This is a genomic window from Nitratireductor sp. GCM10026969 (assembly GCF_042660605.1).
Classification (GTDB): Bacteria; Pseudomonadota; Alphaproteobacteria; order Rhizobiales; family Rhizobiaceae; genus Chelativorans.
The window spans coordinates 26,133-52,785 of record NZ_JBHSUM010000014.1 but is presented as its reverse complement, the minus strand read 5'-3'; the positions used below and the strand labels follow the sequence as shown (position 1 = coordinate 52,785).

23 protein-coding genes and 1 pseudogene are annotated in these 26,653 nt (G+C 62.8%); 13 read left to right on the top strand and 11 right to left on the bottom strand.

What is annotated here, in order from left to right; genetic code table 11:
- From ACFP9U_RS05960 to ACFP9U_RS05940, 5 genes are all read left to right on the top strand, one after another.
- Positions 1–523, top strand: a 523-nt coding sequence (locus tag ACFP9U_RS05960) for an FAD binding domain-containing protein (protein ID WP_378619772.1), incomplete at its 5' end; no start/stop codon positions are given.
- Complete coding sequence (locus tag ACFP9U_RS05955) at positions 511–1,023, top strand: (2Fe-2S)-binding protein (RefSeq protein ID WP_378619770.1); 513 nt, start codon at positions 511–513, stop codon at positions 1,021–1,023. The genes ACFP9U_RS05960 and ACFP9U_RS05955, both read left to right, overlap by 13 nt.
- Positions 1,016–2,545: an AMP-binding protein gene (locus tag ACFP9U_RS05950; RefSeq protein WP_378619768.1), complete on the top strand. Its 1,530-nt coding sequence runs from the start codon at positions 1,016–1,018 to the stop codon at positions 2,543–2,545. The genes ACFP9U_RS05955 and ACFP9U_RS05950 overlap by 8 nt, the downstream gene beginning before the upstream one ends.
- Before the next feature lie 25 nt (positions 2,546–2,570).
- Positions 2,571–3,377 (top strand): enoyl-CoA hydratase/isomerase family protein, encoded by an 807-nt coding sequence (locus tag ACFP9U_RS05945; RefSeq protein ID WP_378619767.1) that lies wholly within the window; start codon positions 2,571–2,573, stop codon positions 3,375–3,377.
- Between the two features lie 22 nt (positions 3,378–3,399).
- On the top strand, positions 3,400–4,656 hold the full coding sequence (locus tag ACFP9U_RS05940) for a benzoate/H(+) symporter BenE family transporter (protein ID WP_378619765.1): 1,257 nt from the start codon (positions 3,400–3,402) through the stop codon (positions 4,654–4,656).
- Between the two features lie 368 nt (positions 4,657–5,024).
- Here the strand turns inward: ACFP9U_RS05940 and ACFP9U_RS05935 are convergent, their stop codons facing one another.
- Positions 5,025–6,083 carry an AraC family transcriptional regulator gene (locus ACFP9U_RS05935; RefSeq protein WP_378619763.1) on the bottom strand — a complete coding sequence of 353 codons (1,059 nt, stop codon included), beginning with the start codon at positions 6,081–6,083 and terminating at the stop codon, positions 5,025–5,027.
- A gap of 124 nt (positions 6,084–6,207) precedes the next feature.
- On the opposite strand from ACFP9U_RS05935, the gene ACFP9U_RS05930 reads away from it, so the two are divergent.
- Positions 6,208–7,002: a methyltransferase domain-containing protein gene (locus tag ACFP9U_RS05930; protein WP_378619761.1), complete on the top strand. Its 795-nt coding sequence runs from the start codon at positions 6,208–6,210 to the stop codon at positions 7,000–7,002.
- A 48-nt stretch (positions 7,003–7,050) separates the two neighbouring features.
- Here the strand turns inward: ACFP9U_RS05930 and ACFP9U_RS05925 are convergent, their stop codons facing one another.
- The 10 genes and pseudogenes from ACFP9U_RS05925 to ACFP9U_RS05880 form a co-directional block, all read right to left on the bottom strand.
- Positions 7,051–7,908, bottom strand: a complete 858-nt coding sequence (locus ACFP9U_RS05925) for a VOC family protein (RefSeq protein ID WP_378619760.1) — start codon at positions 7,906–7,908, stop codon at positions 7,051–7,053.
- Positions 7,909–8,052: 144 nt separating this feature from the next.
- Positions 8,053–9,198 carry an alpha-hydroxy acid oxidase gene (locus tag ACFP9U_RS05920; RefSeq protein WP_378619758.1) on the bottom strand — a complete coding sequence of 382 codons (1,146 nt, stop codon included), beginning with the start codon at positions 9,196–9,198 and terminating at the stop codon, positions 8,053–8,055.
- 265 nt (positions 9,199–9,463) lie between these two features.
- On the bottom strand, positions 9,464–10,876 hold the full coding sequence (ahcY, locus tag ACFP9U_RS05915; RefSeq protein ID WP_378619756.1) for an adenosylhomocysteinase: 1,413 nt from the start codon (positions 10,874–10,876) through the stop codon (positions 9,464–9,466).
- Positions 10,877–10,909: 33 nt separating this feature from the next.
- Positions 10,910–12,094, bottom strand: a complete 1,185-nt coding sequence (gene metK, locus ACFP9U_RS05910) for a methionine adenosyltransferase (RefSeq protein ID WP_378619755.1) — start codon at positions 12,092–12,094, stop codon at positions 10,910–10,912.
- Between the two features lie 46 nt (positions 12,095–12,140).
- Positions 12,141–15,880 (bottom strand): annotated as a pseudogene (gene metH, locus ACFP9U_RS05905) (methionine synthase).
- A gap of 13 nt (positions 15,881–15,893) precedes the next feature.
- Positions 15,894–16,772: a methylenetetrahydrofolate reductase [NAD(P)H] gene (gene metF / locus ACFP9U_RS05900; RefSeq protein ID WP_378619753.1), complete on the bottom strand. Its 879-nt coding sequence runs from the start codon at positions 16,770–16,772 to the stop codon at positions 15,894–15,896.
- 83 nt (positions 16,773–16,855) lie between these two features.
- Complete coding sequence (locus ACFP9U_RS05895; RefSeq protein WP_378619751.1) at positions 16,856–18,544, bottom strand: methyltransferase domain-containing protein; 1,689 nt, start codon at positions 18,542–18,544, stop codon at positions 16,856–16,858.
- A 1,008-nt stretch (positions 18,545–19,552) separates the two neighbouring features.
- Positions 19,553–19,963: a lysozyme inhibitor LprI family protein gene (locus tag ACFP9U_RS05890; RefSeq protein WP_378619749.1), complete on the bottom strand. Its 411-nt coding sequence runs from the start codon at positions 19,961–19,963 to the stop codon at positions 19,553–19,555.
- Positions 19,964–20,019: 56 nt separating this feature from the next.
- Positions 20,020–20,373, bottom strand: a complete 354-nt coding sequence (locus ACFP9U_RS05885) for an EF-hand domain-containing protein (protein ID WP_378619747.1) — start codon at positions 20,371–20,373, stop codon at positions 20,020–20,022.
- A 17-nt stretch (positions 20,374–20,390) separates the two neighbouring features.
- Complete coding sequence (locus ACFP9U_RS05880) at positions 20,391–20,636, bottom strand: hypothetical protein (protein WP_378619745.1); 246 nt, start codon at positions 20,634–20,636, stop codon at positions 20,391–20,393.
- A 426-nt stretch (positions 20,637–21,062) separates the two neighbouring features.
- On the opposite strand from ACFP9U_RS05880, the gene ACFP9U_RS05875 reads away from it, so the two are divergent.
- The 7 genes from ACFP9U_RS05875 (at position 21,063) to ACFP9U_RS05845 (ending at position 26,599) form a co-directional block, all read left to right on the top strand.
- Complete coding sequence (locus ACFP9U_RS05875) at positions 21,063–21,950, top strand: helix-turn-helix domain-containing protein (RefSeq protein ID WP_378619744.1); 888 nt, start codon at positions 21,063–21,065, stop codon at positions 21,948–21,950.
- Positions 21,951–22,355: 405 nt separating this feature from the next.
- Positions 22,356–22,646, top strand: coding sequence for a hypothetical protein (locus ACFP9U_RS05870; RefSeq protein WP_378619742.1), 291 nt, complete (start codon positions 22,356–22,358; stop codon positions 22,644–22,646).
- A gap of 32 nt (positions 22,647–22,678) precedes the next feature.
- Positions 22,679–23,035, top strand: a complete 357-nt coding sequence (locus ACFP9U_RS05865; protein ID WP_378619741.1) for a hypothetical protein — start codon at positions 22,679–22,681, stop codon at positions 23,033–23,035.
- Between the two features lie 285 nt (positions 23,036–23,320).
- Positions 23,321–25,120 carry a mechanosensitive ion channel family protein gene (locus ACFP9U_RS05860; protein WP_378619739.1) on the top strand — a complete coding sequence of 600 codons (1,800 nt, stop codon included), beginning with the start codon at positions 23,321–23,323 and terminating at the stop codon, positions 25,118–25,120.
- A 138-nt stretch (positions 25,121–25,258) separates the two neighbouring features.
- On the top strand, positions 25,259–25,429 hold the full coding sequence (locus ACFP9U_RS05855; protein WP_378619736.1) for a DUF5993 family protein: 171 nt from the start codon (positions 25,259–25,261) through the stop codon (positions 25,427–25,429).
- A gap of 7 nt (positions 25,430–25,436) precedes the next feature.
- The gene (locus ACFP9U_RS05850; protein WP_378619735.1) at positions 25,437–26,024 is read left to right on the top strand and encodes a disulfide bond formation protein B; all 588 of its coding nucleotides are present in this window, start codon (positions 25,437–25,439) and stop codon (positions 26,022–26,024) included.
- A gap of 86 nt (positions 26,025–26,110) precedes the next feature.
- Positions 26,111–26,599, top strand: a complete 489-nt coding sequence (locus tag ACFP9U_RS05845) for a hypothetical protein (RefSeq protein ID WP_378619733.1) — start codon at positions 26,111–26,113, stop codon at positions 26,597–26,599.
- The last annotated feature ends 54 nt before the right edge of the window (positions 26,600–26,653 follow it).

Sequence of the window (26,653 nt, the reverse complement as noted above, 5' to 3'; positions counted from 1 at the left end):
CCACGTGCAGACGCGCGCCCGCGGAACGGTGTGCGGCTCGATCGCCCACGCCGACCCCAGCGCCGAACTGCCCCTGTCGCTCGTGGCATTGGGCGGCTCGGTGCGGCTGCGCGGCAAAAGGAAAGCACGTTCGGTGCCCGCCTCGGACTTTTTTGTCGGCATGATGTCGACGGCGATTGAGGAGGGCGAAATGATCGAGGCCGTTTCCTTTCCGGTCGCTAACCCCGGAACCGGCTTCGCCTTCCGCGAGGTTGGCCGCCGGCATGGCGACTTCGCCATCGTGGCCTGCGCCACAATTGCCGATGCCAAAGGCACACGCCTTGCCATCGCCGGCGTCGACGATCATCCGCGCCGCTTTGCCGTCCCCGCGGAGGGTGGCGACGCCCTCGATGATGCGCTCAACGATATCGCCTGGTCGCTCAACGCGCGTGACGATCTTCATGCAAGCGCGCGCTACCGGCGCGAACTGGTGCGGCGGCTCGGCCGGGAAACCATCACGGAGGCCCGCGCATGCCGCAACTGACCGCCCGCCACAAGCACCGCGTCGCCTTCCGCCTCAACGGGCGAGCGGTGGAGGTGCAGGCCGAAAGCCGAATGCTTCTGAGCGATCTTCTACGCCATGAGATCGGCGCGACCGGGACGCATGTGGGCTGCGAACACGGTGTGTGCGGCGCCTGCACCGTGCAGGTGGACGGTGCGCCGGCGCGCGCCTGCCTGATTCTTGCCGCGCAGATCGAGGGGGCCGACGTGCGCACCGTCGAGGCCCTGGCGCCGGAGCCCGGACGGCTGTCCGCCCTCCAGGCGGCCTTCAGGGAGCAATACGGCCTGCAGTGCGGCTTCTGCACGCCGGGCATCCTGATGACGCTCGATGCATTGCTGACGGCCAAGCCCGAGGCGGATCGGGAGGACATTCACGAGCACCTGTCGGGACATCTGTGCCGCTGTACCGGCTACGTCACGATCGTGGCGGCTGCACTTGCGGCCGTGGAGGAGTTGAGGAAGGAGCAAGACGACAATGCTTGATCTGGGAGCGAGTTTTCTGGCCAGCGTGAGCCGGGATCCGGCTGCACTGGCCGTGGTCGACGGCGACACACGGCTCACCTACGCCGAGTGGTACCGCAAGATTTCCGCGCTCGTTGCCGGGCTGGACGCGCTCGGCCTGAAGCCCGGAGATCACGTTCTGACACTGATGATGAACCGCTGGGAAAACGCGTCCCTGCACTGGGCCTGCCAGTTCGCCGGCCTGATCGTCACGCCGCTCAACTGGCGGGCCAAGGGCGACGAGGTGGACTATGTCCTCCAGGACGCCGAGATCAAGGCGGTCTTCTACGAGGAGAACACCCGGGAGGCCGTCGAGAACGCGCCGTCCGCGGTCGGACTGCCGGCTGTTTCCGCCGCCGAACTCGTTTCCATGATGCAAGCCGACGCACCCGAGGTCGCGCCGAGGGCGAGCGCGGAGGACTGGTCGCTGATGCTCTATACCTCCGGCACCACCTCGCGCCCCAAGGGCGTGCCGCGCCGTCACCGTGCCGAGCGCGCAGGGGCCGTCGCCCATGTGGCGCAGAACCTCTACCGGCATGGGGAACGCACACTCGGTGTCATGCCGCTCTACCACACGATGGGCGTGCGCTCCCTGATCGCTTCGTCGCTGACGGGCGGCGCCTTCATCTGCCTGCCGCGGTTCAGCGCCGCCCGCGCAATCGAGCTGATCGAAGGGGAGAAGATCACCAATCTCTACCTGGTGCCGACGCTCTATCACGATCTCATCCACGATGAGGGCTTTTCGCCCGAGCGCGTCGAAAGCGTCACCAAGCTTGGCTTTGCCGGGGCCTCCATGACGGACGGTCTCCTGAAGAAGCTCGATGCGCTGTTCCGGCCCGAGCTGTTCGTCAACCACTACGGCTCGTCCGAGATCTACACCTTCACCATCGAGCAGGACGCGGTCGCCAAGCCCGGTTCGGCCGGGCGCGCCGGCATCAACCAGATGATCCGCGTCGTGAAGCTCGGCGCGGGCTCGCCGGACGAGCGTGCCGGGGTCGGCGAGGAAGGCGAAATCATCGCCAGCCTCAAGGGCGACGAATCCTTTGAAGGATACTGGAAACGGCCCGATGCGGACGCCAAGGCGCTGCGCCAGGGCTGGTACTTCACCGGCGATACCGGCTTCTTCGACGCGGACGGCGACCTCTTCGTGACGGGCCGGGTGGACGACATGATCATCACCGGCGGCGAGAACGTGTCGCCGGTCGAGGTGGAGAGCTGCCTTTCCCTTCATGAGCAGGTGGCCGAGGTCGCGGTGGTGGGCCTGCCCGACGAGCGCTGGGGCAAGATCGTCACCGCCTTCGTCAAGCGCAAGGGCAACGTCTCGGAGGAGGAACTGGACACTCACTGCCGGACGTCCGGGCTGGCCAATTTCCGCCGTCCGCGCCGCTTCGTCTTCGTGAACGAAATCCCCAAATCGCCGGTCGGAAAGATCCTGCGCCGCATGCTCGTTGCGGGCGAATACGGCCCCGAACGCACGCTCGAAGCCGATCAAGAGACCCAATAGGCAAGACCAAAAGGACCCATCCGTCATGGCCCAGAAAATGCAATTCGACGATCCGCGCCTGGCCGAGCTCGACGGCTTCGCCGTCACCGTGGATCCGGAGCGCCAGCGTGCCGACATCACGCTCGACCGTCCACCCTACAATATCGTGTCGATGGCCGAGCGCGATCAACTCCGCCTCGTCTTCGAGGCGCTGGACGCCGACGAGCGCATCCGTGTCATCGTCGTTGCGGGCGCCGGCGCGCATTTCTCCTCGGGCGGCAACATCAAGGGCTTCCTCGAGGCAAGTCCCGAGCACGTGGCTCATCTTGCGTGGAACATCGCCGCGCCGGCGCGCTGTTCCAAGCCGGTCATCGCGGCCAACCGCGGGTACTGCTTCGGCGTCGGCTTCGAGCTGTCGCTCGCCTGCGATTTCCGCATCGCCAGCGAGACCACGCTTTATGCGCTGCCCGAGCAGAAGCTGGGCCAAATTCCGGGCTCCGGCGGATCGGCGCGCCTTCAGAAGATGGTCGGTATCACCCGCACCAAGCACATCGTGATGCGCTCGAAGCGCATCACCGGCCAGCAGGCTTATGATTGGGGCATCGCCACGGAAGTGGTCCCCGACGAGGAACTCGAGAGCACCGTCGATGCGCTGGTGGAAGAACTGATCGCCTTCTCGCCACTCGCCCAGCGCACTGCCAAGAAGCTGCTCAACGACACCGACGACGCGAACCTGTCCATTGCCATCGATCTCGAGGGGCACTGCTACAGCCGCCTGCGCTCGTCCGACGATTTCCGCGAGGGCGTAAACGCCTTCCACGAAAAACGCGCGCCGAAATTCATCGGCAGCTGACAGCCTAAAGGGAGGAAATGACATGGAAAAGCGACAGGTCGTGGAAGCGGGGCCGGGGATCGCCGGCGGCTTCAGTGACCTCTTCAAGCATCTCAATCTGAAGACCGCCAGCGCCGGTCTCGTGGCGGCCGTCTTCGGCTGCTCCGGTCCTGCGCTGATCGTCATTGGCGGGGCCAACAAGGCCGGTCTCAGCAACGGTCAGACGGTCGCATGGCTGTTTGCGATCTACTTTCTGGGCGGCCTTATCAGCCTCTTCCTCGCGTTGCGCTACAAGCAGCCGATCACGGGTGCCTATTCGATTCCAGGTGCCGCACTCGTCGCCGGGTCGCTCGCCACCTTTTCCTTCGACCAGGCCGTCGGCGCCTTCATCATGGCGGGGATTATCGTCTTCCTGCTGGGCATCAGCGGCCTTATCGGCAGGGTCATGCGGTGGTTGCCGATGCCGATCGTCATGGCGATGATCGCCGGCGCGCTGATCCGCTTCGCCACGGGTGCAGTCTCCGCACTCGGCACCGCGCCGATCATCGCAGGCTCAGCCATCCTTGCTTTCTTCATCTCGATGCGGTTTCTGAAGTCGGTGCCCCCGGTCCTGGCCGCCTTCATCGTGGGCCTGATCGCAGCTTTCGCCACCGGCTCCATCGGCGGCGGCAGCGCGGAAATCGCTTTCGTTCTGCCCGAATTCACGGCACCGACCTTCACGCTCGATGCCTTCCTGGCGATTTCCGTTCCGCTGGCTCTTCTGGTCATCGGCGCCGAGAACGCGCAGGCCACCGGCGTTCTGATGGCCGAAGGCTACCGCCCGCCCGTCAACATGATGACGATCATCTCCGGCATCGGCGGCATCGTCGCCGGCTTTCTTGGCGGGCATAACGCGAACATCGCCGGCCCGATGACCGCCATCTGCTCATCGGAGCAGGCAGGCGAGGACAAGGAGGGCCGCTACGCGGCGACCGTCGTCAACGGGATCCTCTTCGGAGCCTTCGGTCTCGTGGCCGGCGCCGCCGTGCCGGTGGTAATGTCCCTGCCGGGGGCTCTCATCGGGACCGTCGCCGGCCTCGCCATGATCGGCGTGCTACTGGCGGCCTTCCAGAATGCCTTCGGAAAATCGCTCGGTAACCAGACCGGCGCCTTCGTGGCTCTCGCGGTGGCGATGTCCAATGTCTCGTTGCTCGGCATCAGCGCTCCGTTCTGGGCCCTTGTGGCTGGCGTGGCGGTGTCGTTCATCGTCGAGCGAAAGGCGCTCCTCGTCGGCGAACAGCAAGGCTCAACGGCGTCCTGACGGGCGAAAGCCCAACCGCTGCGGCATCATCACGATATCCTGTCGCAACCATGACAGGATTGTCTGTGGTGATGCCGCCGATCATATTTGGTGATCGGCCGCGATCACTGTCATTCGCCGGTCCCCCGCAGCTTTGCGCGACGAGGACCGATGCTTGCTTCCAAGGTTCATTCTTCCTCTTGCGTTGGATCATGGACGCAGAAGGGCCCGCAGGCAATTTGCTTCGTCTGATGGCTGCGATCACGCAGGCCTATGCCCCTTCGGACGAAGGGCTGAAGCGGCGCCGGTTGTCATGCGGCACCTGTTACAAGCGTGATCCATGAAGAAAAGCGGGAGCGGACCTGATCGGCTGCCGACTTGACGGCATGTCAGCGAGTGCTGTCGGCGCTGCCGCGCCAGGCGGCGGGAGACATGCCGACGATCTTCTTGAAGGCACGGCTGAAAGCCGCTTCCGAGTCGTAGCCGATCTCGCGTCCCACCGCGGATACCTTCATCGCGCTGTCGGCAAGCAGACGCGCGGCGATCTGCATGCGCCAGAGCGCCAGATACTGCATCGGGGCATGGCCGACGAGATGCGTGAAGCGGGCGGCCAGCGCGGCGCGCGACATGCCGGTCTGCCGAGCCAGTTCGTTCAGTGTCCAGGGGTAGGCGGGACGCTCGTGCAGGATGGCCAGAGCCTTGCCGACCGCCGGGTCTCGCAGCCCGGAGAGCCAACCCGTCTCATGCGCCGGCAGGGATTCAAGGCACAGGCGGACCACCTCCACGAAGATCAGCTCGCTGAGCCTCAGGCGGATGGACTCTCCGCCCACGCGCGGTAGGCGCGCATCGGCGAGCGCCAGGTCGATCAGTCGGTTCAAGAGATCGTCCCGCCCTCTTTGCGCCCGTTTAACGCGCAAGAGGCGCGGAAGAGTGGATAGCACCGGGTTGAAAGGCCGCATGTCGCAACCGAGAAATCCGCACACATACTCGGCCCCGCCCGGACCCCCACCACCTTCGCGCGTCACGAAGGGAAGCTTGCCGGCCATCCATTCCCGGAAGAACGCGATGGTCGCCTCCGCATCGTATTCGGGCGCCTGCCCCGGAGTACTGAGCAGGCTATACCGGTCGCCATGCGCCAGCACCAGAATGTCGCCGGCCTCGAACCATGTCGACGCGCCGTCGGGGATTCCGGCCCAGCCCGAGCCTTTCAGGATGATGTGGTAGGAGATGACATGCTGTGCGCGCGGCAGGATGATGGGGGCGTACGCGCTGGGGGCGGGCACTTCCACGCCCCAGGGGAAGGACGCATCCACCAAGTGGAACACCGCGCCCGTCAGTTTCACCATGCGCAGCACGTCGGACAAGGGATCCGTGCCGCATGCCTGGCAAAGGATCGGCAGATCGTCCGCGTGCCCTCCGTCCCGAGGCGGATCCTGCAGCTCCATCATGGACGATCCGGCAAGCGACAAAGACTTGCGGTCATGGGATTGCGCCATGCAGCGAGGATAACCTGAGCGCGTCGGCTTGGCCACCGACCATGCCGGGAACGCCCCATCAGGATGGAGAGAGATGATGAGCACCCTCGATGAAGGACACAAGCCCGCGGAAATCTACGATGCACACTTCGTACCGGCGCTTTTCGCGCAGTGGGGACCGGTCGTCGCGGCCGAAGCCCAGGTGCACGAAGGAGACCGCGTGCTCGATGTCGCTTGCGGGACCGGTGCATTGGCGCTTGCCGTGGACGAAATCACCGGTCCTGCCGGTTCCGTCGTCGCAGTGGATGCCAATCCGGAGATGCTCGCGGTGGCACGCCGCAAGCCGGCACGGATCGAATGGCTGGAAGGAAGAGCCGAGGCGCTGCCGCTGCCGGACAACAGCTTCGACGCCGTCGTCAGCCAGTTCGGCTTCATGTTTTTCGACGACAAACCGCAGGCGCTTCGTGAGATGATCCGGGTTCTGAGACCCGGCGGCAGGTTGGCGGTCGCTGTCTGCGATGCGGTGGAGAATTCGCCAGGCTATGGCGCCTTCGCGCGGTTGCTCGATCGGCTCTTCGGCAGACAGGTGGGCGAGGCTTTCCGCGCACCCTTCAGCCTCGGCGATGCCGGTCGGCTGCGTGAGTTCTGCGGTGAAGCCGGTATCGAGAATGCCGAGATCGTCGAGCGCAACGGAAAGGTGCGTTTCAAGTCGATCGACGCGCTCGTATCGACCGAACGCGCCTGTGTGTGGACCCTTGGCGGCGTACTCACCGACGAGCAGTTCGAGCGGCTCCTGAAAGAGTCGAGGACGGTGCTCGCGCCGTTCGTGGTCGAGGGCGGCTCCATCGAATTCGACATGCCGTCGCTCATCATAAGGGCGCGTAAACCTTGACGCGCGGTGGGCAAGGTCTGTGGAGGGGCTTGCGCGCCGGAAGCCGTTTCACTGGGTCAGGATGATCCGCGTGCCCCAGGGATCCTGCAGGGTCAGGCGATCGGCCTCTTCGAGCGGAAGGCCGGCTTGCTCGGCACGCCGCCCGATTGCGTCACGTCTCGTGTGGTCCGGCACCACGATCTCCACCGCGTCGAGGCCCGCCATTCCGGCCGGGCGCAGGCCCGCCCCGTGGCTGTTCCAGACGTTGCCCGCAAGCTGGTGGTGGTAGCCGCCGCTGCCGTAGAAGCTGGCGCCGGGGTAGCGCGCGGCGATGTCGAAGCCGAGGACATCGCGATAGAAGCCGTCGGCTGTATCGGTGTCGCCCACCTGCAGGTGGACGTGGCCGATGCTTCCGCCCTCGGGAAAGCCGGACCACCTGGCACGGCCGGCGGCCTTCAGCAGGTCCTGAAGGTCGAGCGGCTCGGTCGTCATCTGCACCTCGCCCTGGGGCGTCCGCCAGCGCGAGGTGGGCCGGTCGGCATAAACCTCCACCCCGTTGCCCTCGGGGTCGGAGAGATAGATCGCCTCGCTCACGGTGTGGTCGGACGCGCCCTGCAGCGGCACGCCGGCCTCGCCGACGGCGGCAAGCCAGCGGGCGAGATCGCCGCGCGAGGGCATGAGAAACGCCGTGTGGAAGAGGCCGGCCTGCCGTGGCGCGCGCGGCGTGAGCGACGGATCCCCCGCGAGTTCGAGAAGCGGCGTCTCGCCGGTGCCGAGCACGACGCGTCCCTCGTCGCTTTCCATTGGACGCAGTCCGAGGATGTTCCGGTAGAAAGCGGAGACAGCCTCAAGATCACGCACCTTGAGCCGGACGGTTCCGATGCGCATCGGCGCGGCGTTCATGTCGAAGAAGTCGGTTGCGGTCATGACGGATCTCCGGAGATGGAAGCCGCGGGTTTCCCGCGACTGGATATATAGGTCACACGCGCGTCCGCTTTAGCACGAAAGCGCCCGGCAGATAGTCTATCAGAACCGCACTTTCACGCCGTTGCCGCAATTCTCGATCGTCCCTCACCGGAAACGCAGGTTCTGCCGCGTGAGTTGCTCGACCGAGGAGCATCCCATCAGTCTCATGCCGCGTTCGATTTCCATGCGCATCAATTCAAGAGCGCGTTCGACCCCGGCCTGTCCGGCGGCTGCGAGCGGGAACAGATAGTAGCGGCCGAGCCCGACCGCCTTTGCTCCCACCGAGAGTGCCTTGAGCACATGGGTGCCGCGCTGCACGCCGCCGTCCATCATGACGTCGATCCGGTCCCCAACGGCGTCGACCACCTCGGCCAGCTGGTCGAATGCGGTTCGGGAGCCGTCGAGCTGACGGCCGCCATGGTTGGAAAGCACAATCCCGGTGCAGCCGATTTCCACCGCGCGCTTGGCGTCCTCGACCGACATTACCCCTTTCAGGCAGAATTGCCCGTCCCAATATTGCACCATCTCGGCGACGTCGTCCCACGACATCGAGGGGTCCAGCATCTCCGTGAAATACTTGCTGATCGACATCACGCCGCCGCCCATATCGACGTGGTTTTCGAGCTGCGGCAGCCTGAAACGCTCGTGCAAAAAATAATTGATCGCCCATGACGGCTTCACGGCGAATTGGGTGATGCCGGCGGGATTGAGCCTGAAGGGGATGGCGAAGCCCGTTCGCTTGTCACGTTCGCGATTGCCGCCGGTGATGCTGTCCACGGTCAGCATCATCACGTCTATGCCCGCCTGCTTGGCGCGCGCCATCATTTCACGGTTCAGGCCGCGATCCTTGTGGAAGTAGAACTGGTAGATCTGCGGCCCGCCGCTGATGCGGCGCGCTTCTTCCAGGCTGACGGTCCCGAGCGAGGAGACACCGAACATCGTGTCGAACCTGGCGGCAGCCGCCGCGACGGCGCGTTCGCCCTCGTGGTGGAACAGGCGCTGGAGCGCCGTCGGCGAGCAATAGACCGGCATGCCCAGTTTCTGGCCCATGACGGTCACCGACATGTCGATACCATTCACGCCGCGCAGGACGTTGGGCACCAGGTCGCAGCTTTCGAAAGCGGCCGTATTGCGGCGATGGGTAACCTCGTCGTCGGCCGCGCCGTCGATATAGTTGAAGATGGGTCCCGGCAGCCGCTGCTTCGCCATGCGGCGGAAGTCGCGGAAGTTGTGGCAGTTCCTCAGACGCATCCGTGCCTCTATTCGCTTGAAGAGAACCGGCACTAGCACAACGACGGCGAATGTTCAGGCGGGGCCGGTGGCAAAACACAATATGCGGGTTTTACGATCAGCTCGATCGCCTCGCCCACATACAAACACCGGCCGGATATATCCGGCCGGTGTTTGTGGGTCGGAGCGGGGCCGTGTCACCCCGCTCTGTCGTCGTCTCAGGAAGTAGGTAGTGAGATCGCCCCGGGCGACGGCGCCTTACCGGCTCGGTCTGGCCACCGGTCCCTCAATACCGATACTGGTCGGGCTTGTAGGGGCCGTCGACGGTGACGCCGATATAGTCGGCCTGTTCGGGGGCGAGCTCGGTGAGCTTGACGCCGACACGGTCGAGATGCAGCCGCGCCACCTTCTCGTCGAGATGCTTGGGCAGGACGTAGACCTTGTTCTCGTAACTCTCGCCCTTGGTCCAAAGCTCCATCTGCGCCAGGACCTGGTTGGTGAACGACGCCGACATCACGAAGGAGGGGTGCCCGGTGGCATTGCCCAGGTTCAAGAGCCGACCCTCGGACAGAAGAACGATCCGGTTCCCCGAGGGCATCTCGACCATGTCCACCTGGTCCTTGATATTGGTCCATTTGTGGTTCTTCAGCGCGGCCACCTGGATCTCGTTGTCGAAGTGGCCGATATTGCCGAGGATCGCCATGTCCTTCATCTCGCGCACGTGCTCGACGCGGATGACGTCGCGATTGCCGGTCGTGGTGATGAAGATGTCGGCGGTCTTCACCTCGTCCTCGAGCCGGACCACCTCGAAGCCGTCCATCGCCGCCTGCAGCGCGCAGATCGGGTCGATCTCGGTCACCTTCACCCGCGCGCCCGCGCCCCGCAGCGATGCTGCCGAACCCTTGCCGACGTCGCCATAGCCGCAGACCACCGCGACCTTGCCGGCCATCATCGTGTCGGTGGCCCGACGAATCCCGTCGACCAGGCTTTCCTTGCAGCCGTACTTGTTGTCGAACTTCGACTTGGTCACGCTGTCGTTGACGTTGATCGCCGGGAACGGGAGCTCACCCTTCTCCATCATCTTGTAGAGCCGGTGCACGCCGGTCGTGGTCTCTTCGCTGACGCCGCGGATCCGATCGCGCTGCTTCACAAACCAGCCGGGGCTGGCGGCCATCCGCTTCTTGATCTGCGCAAAGAGCGCCTCCTCCTCTTCCGAGCCCGGCTCGGCGATGAGGTCGGTCTCGCCTTCCTCGACCCGGGCTCCCAACAGGACGTAGAGCGTGGCGTCGCCGCCGTCGTCCAGGATCAGGTTGGCGCCGTCCTCGAACAGGAAGATACGGTCGCAATAGTCCCAGTACTCTTCCAGCGTCTCGCCCTTGACCGCGAAGACCGGCGTGCCTCCGGCCGCGATCGCCGCCGCGGCGTGGTCCTGCGTCGAGAAGATGTTGCACGATGCCCAGCGAACCTCGGCGCCCAGTGCGACCAGCGTCTCGATCAACACCGCCGTCTGGATCGTCATGTGCAGGGAGCCGGCGACCCGCGCCCCCTTCAGCGGTTTCGAGGCGCCGTACTCCGCCCGAAGTGCCATCAGCCCGGGCATCTCCGTCTCCGCGATGTCAATCTCGCGACGCCCGTAGTCGGCAAGCGAGATGTCACGGATCGCGCAATCCTCCGGGGTGAATGTCTCGGGTTTGTTCATATCTGTTTGCCTTTCCGTTTGGGGTCGTTTTGCCTACTCGGCCGCCTGGGACGCACCGAAGGTGCGGGCCAACTCGTCGGCCAGATCCGTCTTCTCCCAGGAGAAGCCGCCGTCGGAGTCCGGCTCGCGCCCGAAATGGCCGTAGGCCGCGGTGCGGGCGTAGACGGGCTTGAGAAGCCCCAGGTGCTCGCGAATGCCGCGCGGGGTCAGCCGCACCATTTCGCGCAGGATCGACGACAGCTTGTCCGTATCCACGCGTCCCGTACCGAGGGTCTCGACATAGAGCGCGACCGGATCCGGCATGCCGATGGCATAGGCGAGCTGGATCTGGCACTTGTCAGCAAGTCCCGCAGCCACGACGTTCTTGGCGAGATAGCGGGCGGCATAGGCGGCCGAACGGTCGACCTTGGTCGGGTCCTTGCCCGAGAAGGCGCCGCCGCCATGGGGAGCCGCACCGCCATAGGTGTCGACGATGATCTTGCGGCCGGTCAGCCCGGCGTCGCCGTCCGGCCCGCCGATCACGAACTTGCCGGTGGGGTTCACGATCAGCCGGTCGTCGGGCACCGACCAGCCTTCGGGGAAGACCGCGGCGATATACGGCTTGACGATCGCGCGCACTTCTTCCTGGCTGATGTCCTCGGCGTGCTGGGTGGACACGACGACGGTGTCGAGCCCGACGGGCTTGCCGTCGCGGTATTTGAGCGTCACCTGGCTCTTGGCGTCGGGGCCGAGATTGGGCTGCTTGCCCGACTTCCGGTCCTCGGCCATCAGCCGCAGGATGCGGTGCGAGAACTGGATCGGAGCCGGCATCAATTCGTCGGTCTCGTCGCAGGCATAGCCGAACATGATGCCCTGATCGCCGGCACCTTCCTCGCCCTTGTCGCCTTCGTCGACACCCATGGCGATGTCGGCCGACTGCTCGTGCAGCAGGTTGTTGACGGCGCAGGTCCTCCAGGAGAAGCCCTTCTGCTCGTAGCCGATGTCCTTGATCGCCTGGCGCGCGATCTCCTCGATATGCTGGCGCACCTCGTCGGGGCCGCGCACCTCGCCGGCGATGGTCACATGGTCGGTCGTGGCCAGCGTTTCGCAGGCGACGCGGCAGTTGGGGTCGGCGGACAGGTAGGCATCCAGCACGGCGTCCGAAATCCTGTCGCAGAGCTTGTCGGGGTGCCCCTCGGACACCGATTCACTGGTGAAAAGCCAGGTCTTGTCGCTCATCTCGTTCCTCTCCTTGCTTTGAAATGGGATGATTGCTGTTTCGCGGTCAGGCGATCTTGCGCGCGTCCTCGTCTGCGGCGCTGCGGTCGGGCACATAGGCCAGGTTCGGCGCCAGCCAGCGCTCGATCTCGGCCAGTTCCATGCTCTTTCGCCGGGCATAGTCAGCCGCCTGATCGGGGCCGATCCGGCCGATTCCGAAATAGCGGGCCTCGGGGTGGGCGAAGTAGAAGCCGGACACCGCGGCCGCCGGCCACATCGCACAGCTTTCGGTCAGTTCGATTCCCGTATGGCGAGGCGCCTCGAGCATCGAAAACAGCGTACGCTTTTCGGTATGGTCCGGGCAGGCGGGATAGCCTGGCGCGGGGCGGATGCCGCGATACCGCTCGGCGATCAGCGCTTCGTTGTCGAGCTTCTCATCCGAGGCATAGCCCCAGAGCGAGCGGCGCACACGGGCATGCAGGGCCTCAGCGAAAGCCTCGGCGATGCGGTCGCCGAGCGCCTGAACCATGATCGAGTCGTAGTCGTTGCCGTCCGCCTTGAAACGCTGGGACAGGTCGTGAACCTCGGAACCTGCGGTCACGGCAAAGCCGCCGATCCAATCGTCAATGCCTTTCGGCGCCACGAAATCGGCCAGGCACATATTGGGCCTGTCGGCCGATTTCCGACCCTGCTGGCGAAGCTGCGGCAGGCGTGCCGCCTCCGACTTGCGGTCCTCGCCCGTCCACACGACCACGTCATCGCCGTCCCGGTTGGCGGGCCAGAGGCCGACCACTGCGCGGGGCGTGAACCAGCCCTCGGCCATGATCCGCTCGAGCATCGCCGTGGCGTTGTCGTAGAGTTCGCGCGCCGTGGGTCCCCTGTCGGGATCCTCAAGGATGGCGGGAAACTTGCCGCGCATTTCCCAGGTGCTGAAGAAGGGCGTCCAATCGATGTAGCCGACGAGCGCTTCGAGCGGCATGTCGTCGATGACGGACAGGCCGGGCGTCTGCGGGGCCGGCGGACTGTACTTGTCCCACCCTCCGTCGAAGGCGTTCGCGCGGGCTTCCGCGATCGGTATCGTCGGACGGTCGCCGCCGCGGCCTGCCGCCGCGCGTAGCCGCTCCTGCTCGGTCGCGACGTCGGCCAGATAGTCGGGACGGGCCGATTTCGACAGCAGGCGTGAGACCACGCCGACCGCTTTCGAGGCATCGTCGACATGGATCACGCCGTGCGCGTATTCCGGGGCGATCCTCAGCGCGGTGTGCTTCTTCGACGTGGTGGCGCCGCCGATCAAAAGGGGTAAGTCGAAATTCTGCCGCTTCATCTCGGACGCGACTTCGACCATGCGGTCGAGCGAGGGGGTTATGAGGCCGGAAAGCCCGATGATGTCGGCCTTCTCCTCGCGCGCCCTGGCGAGGATATCCTCCGTGGGAACCATCACGCCCAGATCGACAACGTCGTAGTTGTTGCATTGCAATACGACGCCGACGATGTTCTTGCCGATGTCGTGGACGTCACCCTTGACGGTGGCCATCAGCACCTTGCCTTTGGCGGAGGTGTCGCCGGCCCTCTTCTTCTCCTCCTCCATGTAGGGCAGGAGATGCGCCACGGCGGTCTTCATCACCCGGGCCGACTTCACCACCTGCGGCAGGAACATCTTGCCGGCGCCGAAGAGGTCGCCGACGACGTTCATGCCGTCCATGAGCGGCCCTTCGATCACGTCGAGCGGTTTTTCCGCCCGCTGGCGGCATTCCTCGGTGTCGTCGACGACGAAATCGGTGATCCCGTGGACGAGCGCGTGCTCCAGCCGCTTCTCGACCGGCAGCTCGCGCCACTTGGGATCTTCCTTCTTGGCCGCCTCGCCGGAGCCCTTGTACTTGTCGGCGATCTCCAGCAATCGCTCGGTCGCGTCGTCGCGACGGTTCAAAAGCACGTCCTCGACCCGCTCACGCAACTCGTCGGGAATGTCGTCATAGACGGTGATCTGGCCGGCATTCACGATGGCCATGTCCATGCCCAGCGGGATCGCGTGGTAGAGGAAGGCCGAATGCATCGCCTCGCGCACCGCGTTGTTGCCGCGGAAGCTGAACGAGACGTTCGACAGCCCGCCCGAAACGTGGCAGTGCGGCATCGCCTCCTTGATCATGCGGGTGGCTTCGAAGAAGGCCACTGCGTAATCGTTGTGCTCTTCGATCCCGGTCGCCACGGCGAAGATGTTGGGGTCGAAGATGATGTCCCAAGGGTCGAAGCCGGCCTTCTCGGTCAGGAGGTCGTAGCAGCGCTTGCAAATGTCGAACTTGTGTTGGGCGGTCTCGGCCTGACCATTCTCGTCGAAGGCCATGACGACCACGGCGGCACCGTAGCGGCGCACGGTCCGGGCCTGCTCGAGGAACGCCTTTTCACCCTCCTTGAGCGAGATCGAGTTGACGACCGAGCGGCCCTGGACACATTTGAGCCCGGCTTCGATCACCTCGAACTTCGAGCTGTCGATCATCACGGGGACACGCGAGATGTCGGGCTCCGAGGCGATGAGGTTGAGAAAGGTCGTCATCGCCTCGGCCGAATCGAGCAGCCCCTCGTCCATGTTCACGTCGATGATCTGGGCGCCGTTCTCGACCTGCTGGCGCGCCACTTCGAGCGCGGCGGCATAGTCGCCGGCCATGATCAGCTTCTTGAACTTCGCCGAGCCGGTAACGTTGGTCCGCTCGCCGATATTGATGAAATTTGCGATCCCGGTCATGCGGCGCTCTCGTGTTGGGCCTCGGCACCCGAGACCTCGAACAGCTCAAGCCCGCTGAGGCGCATCCGCTTCACTTTCGGTGGAACGGCGCGCGGTGCCTTGTTCTTCACCGCTTCGGCGATGGCCGCGATGTGCTCGGGCGTGGTGCCGCAGCAGCCGCCGACGATGTTGACAAGACCGGACTCGGCCCATTCGCCGAGATGCTGCGCGGTCTCCTCGGGCGTCTCGTCGTAGCCGCCCATCTCGTTGGGCAGGCCCGCGTTGGGATAGGCGCTGACGCGGGTGTCGACGACCTGTGACAGCGTGCGGATGTGCTGGCGCATCTCGCCGGCGCCCAGTGCGCAGTTGAGCCCGATGGAGAATGGGCGCGCATGGCTCATCGACGCCCAGAACGCCTCGGGCGTCTGGCCGGTCAGCGTGCGGCCCGAACGATCCGTGATGGTGCCCGAGATCATCAGCGGGGGTACCGCAAGACCTTCCTCGCGCAGCGATTCGACGGCGTAGATGGCGGCCTTGGCGTTCAGCGTGTCGAAGATCGTCTCGATCAGAAGCAGATCCGCCCCCGCCTCGACCAGCGCCCGCGCCGCCTCGCCATAGGCGTGGGCGAGGTCGTCGAAGGTGACGCTGCGAAAGCCCGGATCGTTCACGTCCGGACTGATCGAGGCAGTCTGGTTGGTGGGCCCGATCCCGCCGGCGACCCAGCGCGGACGGTCGGGCGTGGCCACGGCATCGGCCGCCTCGCGCGCCAGCCGCACGCTCTCGGCGTTCATCTCGGCCACCAGATGCTGCATGGAATAATCGGCCTGGCTGACCGCGTTGGCGCCGAAAGTGTTGGTGCACAGGATATCTGCGCCGGCCTCGAGGAAGGCGGCATGGATGCCGCGGATCATCTCGGGTGCGGTCAGGCTGAGAAGCTCGTTGTTTCCGCCGACGTCGACAGGATGGTCCTTGAAGCGGTCGCCGCGATAGGCGGCTTCGTCCGGCTTTTCCCGTTGGATCATCGTTCCCATGGCGCCATCGAGCACAAGTATGCGCTCGGCTGCGTGTCTTTCGATATCGTCTGTCATCGGCTCCGTCCTCTTACGCGGCCCGTTCGGCGCTGATCCGCGCAGGCAGACCCAGCGCGCGGCAGATCGCCAGACTTACATCGGGCTTGTTCAGGGTATAGATATGAAAGTCCCTAACGCCCTCGGCAGCAAGACGGCGGCACTGTTCGCCGGCGAGGCTCGCCGCCACCATTGCGCGTATGTCGGGCGCATCGTCCAGCCCGTCGAACATAGTCTCCATCCAGTCGGGAATCGAGGCCCCGCAGCCTTCCGAGAACCGCTTGAGGCTGGCGAAATTGGCGACCGGCATGATCCCCGGCACGATGGGCGCCTCGATACCTGCGGCACGAGCGCGGTCGATGAAGCGCAGGATCGTGTCGGTGTCGAAGACATATTGCGTGATCGCCCGCGATGCGCCGGCGTCGAGCTTGCGCTTGAGGTGGTCGAGATCGCTTTGCGCACTGGCCGCTTCGGGATGCACTTCCGGATAGGCGGCAACGGCGATGTCGAAATCGGCCACCTGTCTTAGGCCAGCCACCAGTTCGGCCCCATCGCGATAGCCGTCGGCGGCAAGGACCTGGCCCTCGGGCAGGTCGCCGCGCAGTGCCACGATCTTGCGCACGCCTGATTCCCAAAGGCGCTCAGCCTGGGCGTCGAGTTCGGCGCGGCTTGCGCCGACACAGGTCAGATGATGGGCAACGGGTAGGCCGGTACGCCGGCGCACCATCTCGACCACGTGTGCCGTGCGGTCGCGTGTGGTTCCCCCGGCGCCATAGGTGACCGAGAAGTATTTGGGTCCGGCGCTGGCGAGCCGGGTGACCGTGTGGGCGAGATTGTCGATGCCGCGCTTGGTCTTCGGCGGGAACAGTTCGAACGATACGGCGATGGGGTGTTCGGCGAGAGGTCCGCCCATGCGGATTGCTCCGTGTTTGCTCTGTGACCTGAAAAGCGATGTGGCGGGGCGGCGTGCACCGGGCACGCCGCCCTCCACCTTGATCACGCGGGCTTGCGAAACAGCTGGATGCCCCAGGCCAGATGGCCGTCGTCGGCCGCTTTGACCCAGTTCGCGAGTCCGACAGCCATCTTGTCGAGATACCTGGTCGAAACACCGCTTTCGCGCAGCTTGTCGTAGTTGACCAGCAGCTCCTCGCGCACCCGGTCGTAGTGGGTACGCAACTGGTCGGTCATGTCCTCCTGGCCCAGTACCTGGAAGCCGCGCGCCTCCGCGGCCTCGCGGTAGAAGCGGAACGAGCCGAGGCTGTTGAGCTGCAGCCGGTCGTAGACCGGTTGCAGAACGCCCTCGGGCACGTTGTCTGCCTGGCAGGGGTCGGTGAAGACGAAGTGGCCGCCCGGCTTGAGCACGCGCCAGACCTCGTCGAGCACCGTCTCACGCTGGTCGGAATGCAGGATCGCATCCTGGCTCCACACGACGTCATAGCTGGCGTCGGCCTGGGGGATATCCTCGAAGACCCCGTGCACGACGTCGATCTTATCGGCAAGACCGGCACCACGGGTTTTGGCGCGGTTATAGTCGTTCTGGGTCTCGGAGATGTTCAGGCACGTCGCCGTGCACCCGTACGTTTTGCAGACCCGGCGCATCGCCCCGCCATAGCCCGCGCCGATATCGAGGATGCGCGTGGACTCGTTCAGGCCGGGAACGGTGGCCGCCATGCGATCGACGGTCTCGTCGCTCGCCGCGCGGATGTTCCGGGTGTTCCCGTAGATGCCGATATGCAGATCCTCTCCGCCCCAGATGGTCGAATAGAAGGTGTCTGCATCGTCGCTGTCGTAATAGCCTTCGGCAATGTCGCGCACGTCCGTTTCGCCCGGCTGGCGCTTGCCACTGCCCCAGCGCACGAGGTGCATCGTCGATTTCTCGGCGACATGGACGAAGAAATCCGGATCGTTCTCCGCATAGGTTTCCTGAAAGTCGCCATAGGTGCGCACGCGCTGGAAGCCGGCCTCGGACAGGAGGCGGCGGACGTAGTTCTTGCGGATCGGGCACAGGTTCAGCGTGTACTGCGCCCCATCGGGGAAGCTGTATTGCATTCGCACGAGGCCTTCATCGATATAGGAGGGCTCCGCGCTGACTTTGTCGCCGCAGTAGTAGTATTTGTGCTTCGAAGAGAAACCTTCGTCGAGCATCGTGTCGTAGTTGCGCTGATCGATAATCAGGACGCCGTCATGCTTCAGCGCGGCGTAGAACTCGGCGAGCGCACGGCGGCGGTCGGCCTCTTCATACAGATGGGTGAAAGAGTTGCCGAGGCAGATGATCGCATCGTACTTGCCCTGGATGTCGCGGTTGAGCCAGCGCCAGTCGGCCTGCACGGTCTTGAGGATCAGGCCGCGCGCCTGGCCGTTCTCGAAGGCCTTGGCAAGCATCGCCGCTGAACCGTCGGCGGAGGTCACGTTGAAGCCGGCCTCGGTCAGCCGCACCGAGTGGAAGCCGGTGCCGCTCGCCACGTCGAGCACGGTCTCCTTCCCGCGTGCCCTCAAAACGTCGATGAAGAACTGGCCCTCGCTTTCGGCGCGCGCCCGCCAGTCGATCAGTTCGTCCCACTTCTCGACGAAGCTCATCACGTACTCGTTGCGATACTGATCGGTCTCGCGATCCTGAAGCGGGTCGCCGCTGTACACTTGGTCGGTCAGCTTAAGTTCCGTGTTCATCGCACTCGAATCGGACATGCCGTCTCCTCTCTTCATTGCGTGTTTGCATCTCCGGATCGCTCCGACTCGGCTTGCAGCGAATGCAGGCGCCAGAGGCACAGTTTCAGATCGGCGGTAGCCGGATGGCCAGCGGGGCAGGACGCCCATGATGCAGTCCGAGACGTTCCCGCCGCGGAAGATGCTGCCATCGATTAGTTCGATTTGCTAAGCGTCGCGTTTGCTGACGCTGGCTGATTTCGAATGGATACAGGAAAGGGGGGCCAAAACTCAAGGCCTGTGGACGAAGTTCATGAAAATAATATAATTCGTCTTCCGAATTAAAATGTTTGGCACGGTGTCCAGTCGCCCCCGCGAGCCCGGGTCGGGCCGCGCATACGCCCGGTTCGTCACCGGTATTTCCGGTGCTCGGAAGGCGGTCAGAGTTCCTCTCGTTGACCGCCCTTGGAGCGCGCCGCCGGCCGATCAGCCGTAGCCGAACAACTGCGCCACGGGACCGGTATGGTCGCCGACGCGGCGCCCCTTCCTCCCACGCGGCAAAGCGCCGATTCTGCTTTGCCAGCGAGGCGATGTGCCACACGGGATCGCGGATCGGCACGATGAAGCGAGCATCGCGGAACAGCGTCTTCAGATAGCGTAGGCGGATGACGAACCAGTTCCGGAGCCAGGGTATGGGAACGAGGGGGAAGTCAGGACTGTCGTCTCGAAATGGCGGGCGACGAGCTCGAGCAGGAAGATGCCTAGTCTGACAATGCCGGCAATGTAGATTGGCCGCTTAACCGCCGATGCCGCGATCCGTACCGCAAGCGGGCGGGGCCACCTCATCGTTGCTGTCAAAGTCCTATTTCAGAACAACCGGCGCTCTTGGCCAGCGCATGCCTGCGCTTTCCGCCTTCCCTCGACATCGTCCCGCGAGGGCGCGGCAATACGTTCCGCCATGCGATGATGTTGCCCCTTCACCCCTCACAGCTCCGCCGGCGAACGTCGTGCTCGCCGGCGGCTTGTCTCAATTCAACCCATCCTGGAGTGTCAGTTCGCGGCCGGGACGGGGCAGCTCAGGTCGCCTTCCTCGCAATTCAGGTAGCCTTCGAAATCCTTGACACGGGATTGCGTCAGATCGTCCATGCACTGCGCGACAAGCATCGGCATTATGCTTCCTCCGGCCGCACCTGCAGTCTGGAAACTGCACTCCGCATCCCGGAACTTGATCCAGTCGCGCTGCGCTTGAACGAGGAGCTTCTTGGTGTCTGCATCATCCGACAGGCGGGCTTCAATCCGCTTGTAAAGCTTATTGAGAGTCTTGTCGGATTTGTTGAGCGCGGCATCGGCGCATTCGGTCATGGCGGCCTGACTCTCGGCGTTGTCGTAACACTTGTCCTGAGCGAATGCGAAAGCCGGCGCTGCCAGAACGATGGCAGCAGTCAGCGTTGCGGTTTTCATCGATTACCTCCGTCCAGAATCCAACCGTTGGCGGGCCGGGCGCGCGCGCCTTAATCTCACCTAAGGTGTCCGTCACCGCCGCGGTCGGCTGCCGCGAAATCTCTCATGACCTGGTTCATGAATTCATCGCGGCTGGCGCGGCCGTCGCCGTTCGCGTCGAGGGCTGCGAACTGCTCCGGTGTCAGCACCTCCGTCACCTCAGCTTCGACAAGAAAACCGTCCCCGTTGCTGTCGAGCCTGGCGAAGCTTTCCGTCATAAATATCCTGTATTCCTCCTGGCTGACGCCGCCGTCACTATTGGTGTCGAGCTGGTTGAGATGGCCTTCATGCATCGCCGGGGCCTGTTGTGCCGCCGCCAAGCCGGCGCCGGTCAGGAGGGTTATTGCGGCAGTAAGAATCACCTTATGCATCGGATATCCTCCTTATCTTAGCGACAGGCCAAACGGTTGCCGAGAAAGCCGCCGCCGCCGATACCGACGGCCTCGCCGATGATGCGACCTGTGCCGCCACCGATCGTGCTGCCGATCAGCCCGCCGACAATGGCGCCGCCGACGGTGCCGGCGATGCACCCGAACTCGTGGTTGCGCGCCTGCACTTGCGGGTCCGGGCTGGCCTGACAGCCCGCCAACAGCAGGGCCGCGCCAGCGAAGCCGATTACATTTCGCTTAATCATTCCCTCACCTGTCGTTTCGTGTTTCGCCCCCGTGCGCCTCGTGGTTTGCCAGTGCACAGAGGCACTTAGCCAAACATACCACATGTAGGATGAAACATATAAACGATGTGGTTTCACCGATGACGGCAGAGAAAATGATCAGTTTCTGAAAAATAATGGATTTTTGATATGCCACCAGTCAAACGGGAAGAATGTCATTATTAATTCACGTAACGTTATGAAATACAATTTGAAATATATGTATTTTACGCCAACTTCTTAGCCATATGATGGATGAAACGTTCCCAGCTTCTTGAATTCTGAAGACGATTGTTAAAAAATGCTCACGGCGAGGGATGCTGGAATATTGCTTCGAACCGGGGGGCTCGTGATCGGCTTTGGGACAAAGCCGTCTCGTTGAGAAACGAACCTATGGAGGGGGCAACGTTGACCGAATCCGCTGGCAGCTTGTTGAGCAGCGTTCCGGACGAATGGGGACCCAAGTTCGAGACGACCAGCGGTGCCGTCACGCGCACGTTGACAGGGCCCAATTCGATCAATTTCAACGCACCTTCCCATATGGCGCTGGTGATGCTGACGCCACAACCCGGACGGGAGGTTGCACTCAATTCGGATACGAGATCGCAATTTCTGGCTCCGGTTGGCACGGTTGAGATTGTTCCTTGCAACGCCGAGCTTTTTGCGCGCTGGAAGGTTCCGAAAGAAAACCTGCTGTTGGCCTTGGCACCCGAACAACTCAACCAACTGGCAGGTCTGGAATTCGAGAGGGACGATTTTGAGTTCCGGCCTCCTGCGACCGGCCATGTCGATGAGAAGGCGCTATTTCTCGCCCATCTGGTAAAAGATGAAATTCAGCGAGGGAAATCGATAAACCATCTCTATATGGATTCCCTTCTTACCGTCTTCTCCACCTACCTCCTGCGCAATTATTCGACGCTTCAAGATCGTCCCACATCCCGACATCGAGGGGGGCTTTCGCCCAAAGCCTGGCGTGACGTTCAGGATTATATCAGGGCCAATATCGGTGAACGGTTGTCGGTCGAACGGCTGGCATTGTTCGCCGGTTTATCGCCCAGCCATTTTCTGCGCGCCTTCAAGCAGACAGCCGGCCAATCACCCCATCAATATATCCTCACGACACGCCTCGAGGTGGCCGAGCACCTTGTGATCACGACAGACATGCCCCTGGTCGAAATCGCTAGCCTCACCGGATTTGCCAACCACAGTCACCTGACTGCATCCATGCGACGCCACAAACTGACGACGCCAAGCGCCCTGCGTCGCAATCGCATCCTTCGTGGAGCAGGAACATGACGGTACCTCAAGGAGAAGCGTATAACGAAGCTCGCGATCCAGGCGGCTGATCAGTTCATGCCGAGATTGCCGGCTGCACGATGGACGGCACCAGCGCCTGTGACGACTGCCCGTGGGCTGCAAGGTCGACGGCCCTGATGTGAGCGTGCCAACCATCGATGACGAGCCGTAACTCGACAAGGAGAGGAATCCCAACTTTGATTCGGGAGACAACTGCAACGCCCCGGGGTGTCACGGTCCCGGCTGTGATCCCGAAAATGCAGGCTGGGACCGCAGATCTGCTGCGGCGCTCGCAGGCGCAACGCAGTGACACGCAATGCGCTCGGGCCGTCGATGTGCGGCGCGGCCTGAGACGCCATCCACATCACTGGGCAGAACGAGCCGCCACGAAGGAGCATTTGAGAAATGAGAATTCCTGCATTTGCTGCGGTGGTGACCGCTTCGCTGACACTTGCCGGGTGCGCGAGCAATGACGGACCATGGGTCAAGGATGACACACCGCGTTCGGACGCCGACCAGGCGTTGGCCGATTGCAAATATCAGGCCGAGGCGGCGACGATCGGAATTGGCGCAAACGATCACCCGAGGACCTGGGGTGATGCCATCGCGGATGGAATCGGCGACGGCGTGGTGCAGGCCATGGATGAGGCCGAGCTCGTCAAATCCTGTATGGAGGCAAGGGGCTTCCGACGATAGGACGTAGAAACAATCGGAAGGAAGACGGGATCATGTACACGCAGAATCGAACACTCTTTACGGCTTTCTTCATTGTATTGGCGGGTATCACAACCGCGGGAGCTCAAATGACCTCCGAGATGAATAAAACACTCGACGCTTTCTTCGGCGAACACGCACAGTATCAGAAGTTCTTCAAGGATCTGAAGAAGGCCGTCGCCGCGGATGACAAGCAGACCGCCGCTTCATTGGTCGGCTATCTGCTCACGGCGCGGATTAATGGCAAGGCAGCATCGATCAGAGATGCCGCTCATTTGGCGAATTGCGAGAAGGTCTTCACTGCCAAGGTAAAGAAAGCCGCCGGCAAGCAGACCTGTCCGAGCCGTTTACCAACTGGCAGGGCGTCGTGATCGGCGACGGAGAAGTCTCGTTTGGTGGCGTCTGCAGCCATGATGCGCGCGAACAGCAGACCGTCAGGGCCATCGCAGTCCACGACTGACCGTAGTAAAGGCGATCGCCCTAAGCAGCCTGCCGCTGCGCCGGGCGACCATTCGGAAATGGTGAAGAATGCTGCACTGCTGTTTTATTCTAAGCCCATATTTGAGACCTTAGGCGCCTGGCTTTGCCAGCTTCGCCTTCCAAACACGTGTTGATCGAGTGAAATGAGCAACCAAAATCGGATTCTGCGCCTTGTCATGGCGCTCCTTGTCATCGCTCTTGGAACAACGGCATTTGCCCAAGATGCTGGCTCTGACCCGGTCGGGGAGGACGCCGGCATATCTTTCTTTCCGTCCGAAAGCGTGCGCGACGTCGAAAACATCCTCAATCAGCTCACCGAATCTGGTGAAGAAGGTATCCAGCCCCTGGAGGAGCTGCTGGAGCCGGCGAACACCAACAGCCCCCGCGATACGATCATCAGCTTTGTCAAGCTGACCCAGCGCTACTACGACCTGCTGCGACAGGACACATACACGCGAGAGGACGCGGCGGAACTGCAGCATCTCTACGACGAGATGCAGTGGTTCTTCGATCTCAGGAACGTCGCGCCTTCATTGCGCCAGGACGTCGCGGTGAACGACGCCGTTTATCTGCGCGAGATCATAGACCGGATCGGCCTGCCCCCGCTTGAAAATATCCCAAACCGGGAACAGATGCTCGCCGCAATCGACCAGGGCCACGCGCCGGCCTGGAAGATCGAGAACAGTCCCCTGGAGATCGTACGGATCGACGAGGGGTCGAATCAGGGAAAGTATCTGTTCAGCGAGGAAACGGTCGAGAGCGTCGAAGACCTATACTGGCGGCTCAGATCGTTTCCCTATCGCACCACGGCCGCTGAAGGGTTCTACGAAGCATCTTTTCTGACGCCCGACCCCACCCTCCAGGCATGGACGGACGGGTTGCCGGGCTGGCTGCACAAGGACGTCCTGGGACAGACCGTCTGGCAGTGGATCGCCATGATCGCTCTCTTTGTCCTGGCGATTCTGGCAATCTGGCTTCTGTGGTCGATCCTCAAACGCCTGACGCGGAACGCTTCGGCCCTGACACGGGATTCGATACTGCTTCTCGTGCCGCTTTTTGCAGCTCTGGTCAGCTTTGCGCTCTATGACCTGATCGGGGACAAGATCTTCATCACCGGCCTGGTGTTTCAGAGCGCGGTTTATGTCATCTATGGCATGGCGCTTATAGCGACGATCATCTTCATTTTCTCGCTTGGGACAGTGTCGATCGATCTGTCTGCCGCCACCGAATATGCAAAGCAGCGCCCATCCGATGTCCATCTTGTCGCCCTTGGTATTCGCGTTCTCAGCATCGTTGCGATTATCGCCGTCCTGCTGCAGGGAATGCGCCTCATGGGCTTTTCTCTGGCCACGATCGTCGCCAGCGCCGGTGTCACCGGTCTTGCGGTCGCGCTCGCCGCGCAAAACACGCTGAAGAACGTCTTCGGCAGCCTCATGCTGCTTTTGGACAAGCCATTCGAGGTCGGCCAGCGGATCAAGATCCGGGGCTACGACGGCGTTGTTGAAGATATCGGCATGCGCTCCACGCGGCTGCGTCTGCTCAGTGGCCATCTCGTCAGCATTCCCAATGAAAACGTGGCCGAGATGGATATCGAGAATGTTGACATGCGTCCTTCGATCAAACGCACGATCAACATTCCCCTGCCTCGCGATGCATCCCTGGAGAAAATCCAGCGCGCGGTGACGATCTTGCAGGAAATCCTGGCCGTACCCGGTTCCGGCAGGGCGAAAACCGACGGGCAGCCCTCGTCGCAAAGGCAATCGCATGATGAGAAAGTGTCATCTGCACGGCACCCGAATGAAGCGATCAATCATCCGGATCAGCCGCCGCGCGTCTTCTTCGATGAAATCAATCCGGATTCTCTCAACCTCAACGTCACATACGCGTATAGTCCGCCAGACTACCCGGCCTATCTGGAGCACGCCCAGATGATCAATCAGGAGATTCTCCGCCGCTTCCGCGAAGAAGGCATCTAGCCGGGTGTCTCCGGCGCGGCCAGTCAAGACCGTAAATACCTCACCGGCCAACGCTTCCGTCCGATCTTTGAATCAGCCGTCAGACGTCCAGGGGAAGACAAGACATGAGATTCACAGGTTTATCGATACCGGCCGTTGGTGCGTGTAGCTGAAATGATGGCGCTGCCTTTCGCAACACTCTTCATCGGCATCCTGTGCGCATGGTGGGACTACCGTTCCTGGGCGATCGGCCTGTGGGCGATCACGCTCGTTCTCATGATCGTGCTTTTCCTGCTTCACGCAACCGATCCCCTGGGCCTGCAGTTCTGAGGTATGAATGCTTGACGGCAGCGCCAGATTTTTGAACGCGTTAGCGCTTCTCGGCATCAGCGCCCTGCTGACATTTGCGTTTATTGACCAGGTCGTCTTCTTCGACCTCCCATGCCCGCTATGCATCCTGCAGCGACTTGGCTTTGCGCTCGCCGGGTTTGGCTTCGTCCTGAACCTGATGTGGGGCGCGCGTCCCGGCCACTACGCCCTGTCCATCCTTGCTTCGGTTGCCGGCGCGACGGCGGCTGGAAGACAGGTTCTGCTTCATATCGTTCCTGGAAGCGGCTCCTACGGGCAACCCTTGTTCGGGTTGCATTTCTATACATGGGCGTTCATCGCCTTCACGATGATCATCATCTGGTGTGCGTTGCTGCTGGCGATCGACCGTCAGTTTCTGCCCCGGGGAAAAGCGTCGCCAGGACACCAAAACGCCGGCTCCGCGGCGCACTCGGTTGCCCCGGCCCGGAAATTGATCGTCGTGTTCCCGGTTGCGTTTTTTGCTCTGCTGGTCGGCTTGAACGCGCTCTCGACGTTCCTTGAATGCTCGACCGGCATTTGCCCCGCCGACCCCTCCCACTACGAATTGCTACGATGAGGGAATTTGCGCCACGTCTGCAACGGCATTTTGGGAGGGTGGAAACTGATGCTTTTCGTCGAGAAGTGGAACAGGAGAAAAGGCAAATGAGGCTCGGTGTTATAGCGGTTGCGACAACCATCTTTGCATGCTCCATGCCGGCAATGGCACAGGGCGATATGGGCTTCGACATCAACGTCACGCTTTCCAAGAAGGCAGCCGCCAAGCTCGCGGCTGAAAAGGAGGGGATCGCAGCCTTTGCCTCCTATTACGGCGATCCGAAGCCGAGTGCCGACAAGCACGCCAACGAGATCGGCCAAATCAGCGTTTCACCCGAGGACGAGTGGGTGGAAATCCCGGCTACAGGCGGACACGCCCACATCAGCGGCACAAAGGTCGATAGGCAAACCCTCAAGTGGGTGGATGGCGGCGTTATGGTCAACGTCAACGTCGTGTCAGCACGCAAGAGCAATCCGGATAATATGCTGGACTGCGATATCATTGACGGTGCGGTTGCTGACGTCAGGAAAGCACCGGTTACGCTCCACTGCTACCTGATTGAAGAAGCGCATCCGGACACAAAGATGAAACCGTAAGGCACCTGGTGATGCACCCAGCCCATCGGCGACTGATCATCATCAGTTGATCTC

Coding starts and splice junctions, on each gene's coding strand:
- ACFP9U_RS05845 (WP_378619733.1), top strand. CDS start 26,111: ATGAGGCTCGGTGTTATAGCGGTTGCGACAACCATCTTTGCATGCTCC.
- ACFP9U_RS05925 (WP_378619760.1), bottom strand. CDS start 7,908: ATGACCGCAACCGACTTCTTCGACATGAACGCCGCGCCGATGCGCATC.
- metF (WP_378619753.1), bottom strand. CDS start 16,772: ATGGGCGGACCTCTCGCCGAACACCCCATCGCCGTATCGTTCGAACTG.
- ahcY (WP_378619756.1), bottom strand. CDS start 10,876: ATGAACAAACCCGAGACATTCACCCCGGAGGATTGCGCGATCCGTGAC.
- ACFP9U_RS05950 (WP_378619768.1), top strand. CDS start 1,016: ATGCTTGATCTGGGAGCGAGTTTTCTGGCCAGCGTGAGCCGGGATCCG.
- ACFP9U_RS05860 (WP_378619739.1), top strand. CDS start 23,321: ATGGCGCTCCTTGTCATCGCTCTTGGAACAACGGCATTTGCCCAAGAT.
- ACFP9U_RS05920 (WP_378619758.1), bottom strand. CDS start 9,198: ATGCGTCTGAGGAACTGCCACAACTTCCGCGACTTCCGCCGCATGGCG.
- ACFP9U_RS05955 (WP_378619770.1), top strand. CDS start 511: ATGCCGCAACTGACCGCCCGCCACAAGCACCGCGTCGCCTTCCGCCTC.
- metK (WP_378619755.1), bottom strand. CDS start 12,094: ATGAGCGACAAGACCTGGCTTTTCACCAGTGAATCGGTGTCCGAGGGG.
- ACFP9U_RS05930 (WP_378619761.1), top strand. CDS start 6,208: ATGAGCACCCTCGATGAAGGACACAAGCCCGCGGAAATCTACGATGCA.
- ACFP9U_RS05870 (WP_378619742.1), top strand. CDS start 22,356: ATGAGAATTCCTGCATTTGCTGCGGTGGTGACCGCTTCGCTGACACTT.
- ACFP9U_RS05865 (WP_378619741.1), top strand. CDS start 22,679: ATGTACACGCAGAATCGAACACTCTTTACGGCTTTCTTCATTGTATTG.
- ACFP9U_RS05890 (WP_378619749.1), bottom strand. CDS start 19,963: ATGAAAACCGCAACGCTGACTGCTGCCATCGTTCTGGCAGCGCCGGCT.
- ACFP9U_RS05895 (WP_378619751.1), bottom strand. CDS start 18,544: ATGTCCGATTCGAGTGCGATGAACACGGAACTTAAGCTGACCGACCAA.
- ACFP9U_RS05850 (WP_378619735.1), top strand. CDS start 25,437: ATGCTTGACGGCAGCGCCAGATTTTTGAACGCGTTAGCGCTTCTCGGC.
- ACFP9U_RS05940 (WP_378619765.1), top strand. CDS start 3,400: ATGGAAAAGCGACAGGTCGTGGAAGCGGGGCCGGGGATCGCCGGCGGC.
- ACFP9U_RS05945 (WP_378619767.1), top strand. CDS start 2,571: ATGGCCCAGAAAATGCAATTCGACGATCCGCGCCTGGCCGAGCTCGAC.
- ACFP9U_RS05880 (WP_378619745.1), bottom strand. CDS start 20,636: ATGATTAAGCGAAATGTAATCGGCTTCGCTGGCGCGGCCCTGCTGTTG.
- ACFP9U_RS05885 (WP_378619747.1), bottom strand. CDS start 20,373: ATGCATAAGGTGATTCTTACTGCCGCAATAACCCTCCTGACCGGCGCC.
- ACFP9U_RS05935 (WP_378619763.1), bottom strand. CDS start 6,083: ATGATGGAGCTGCAGGATCCGCCTCGGGACGGAGGGCACGCGGACGAT.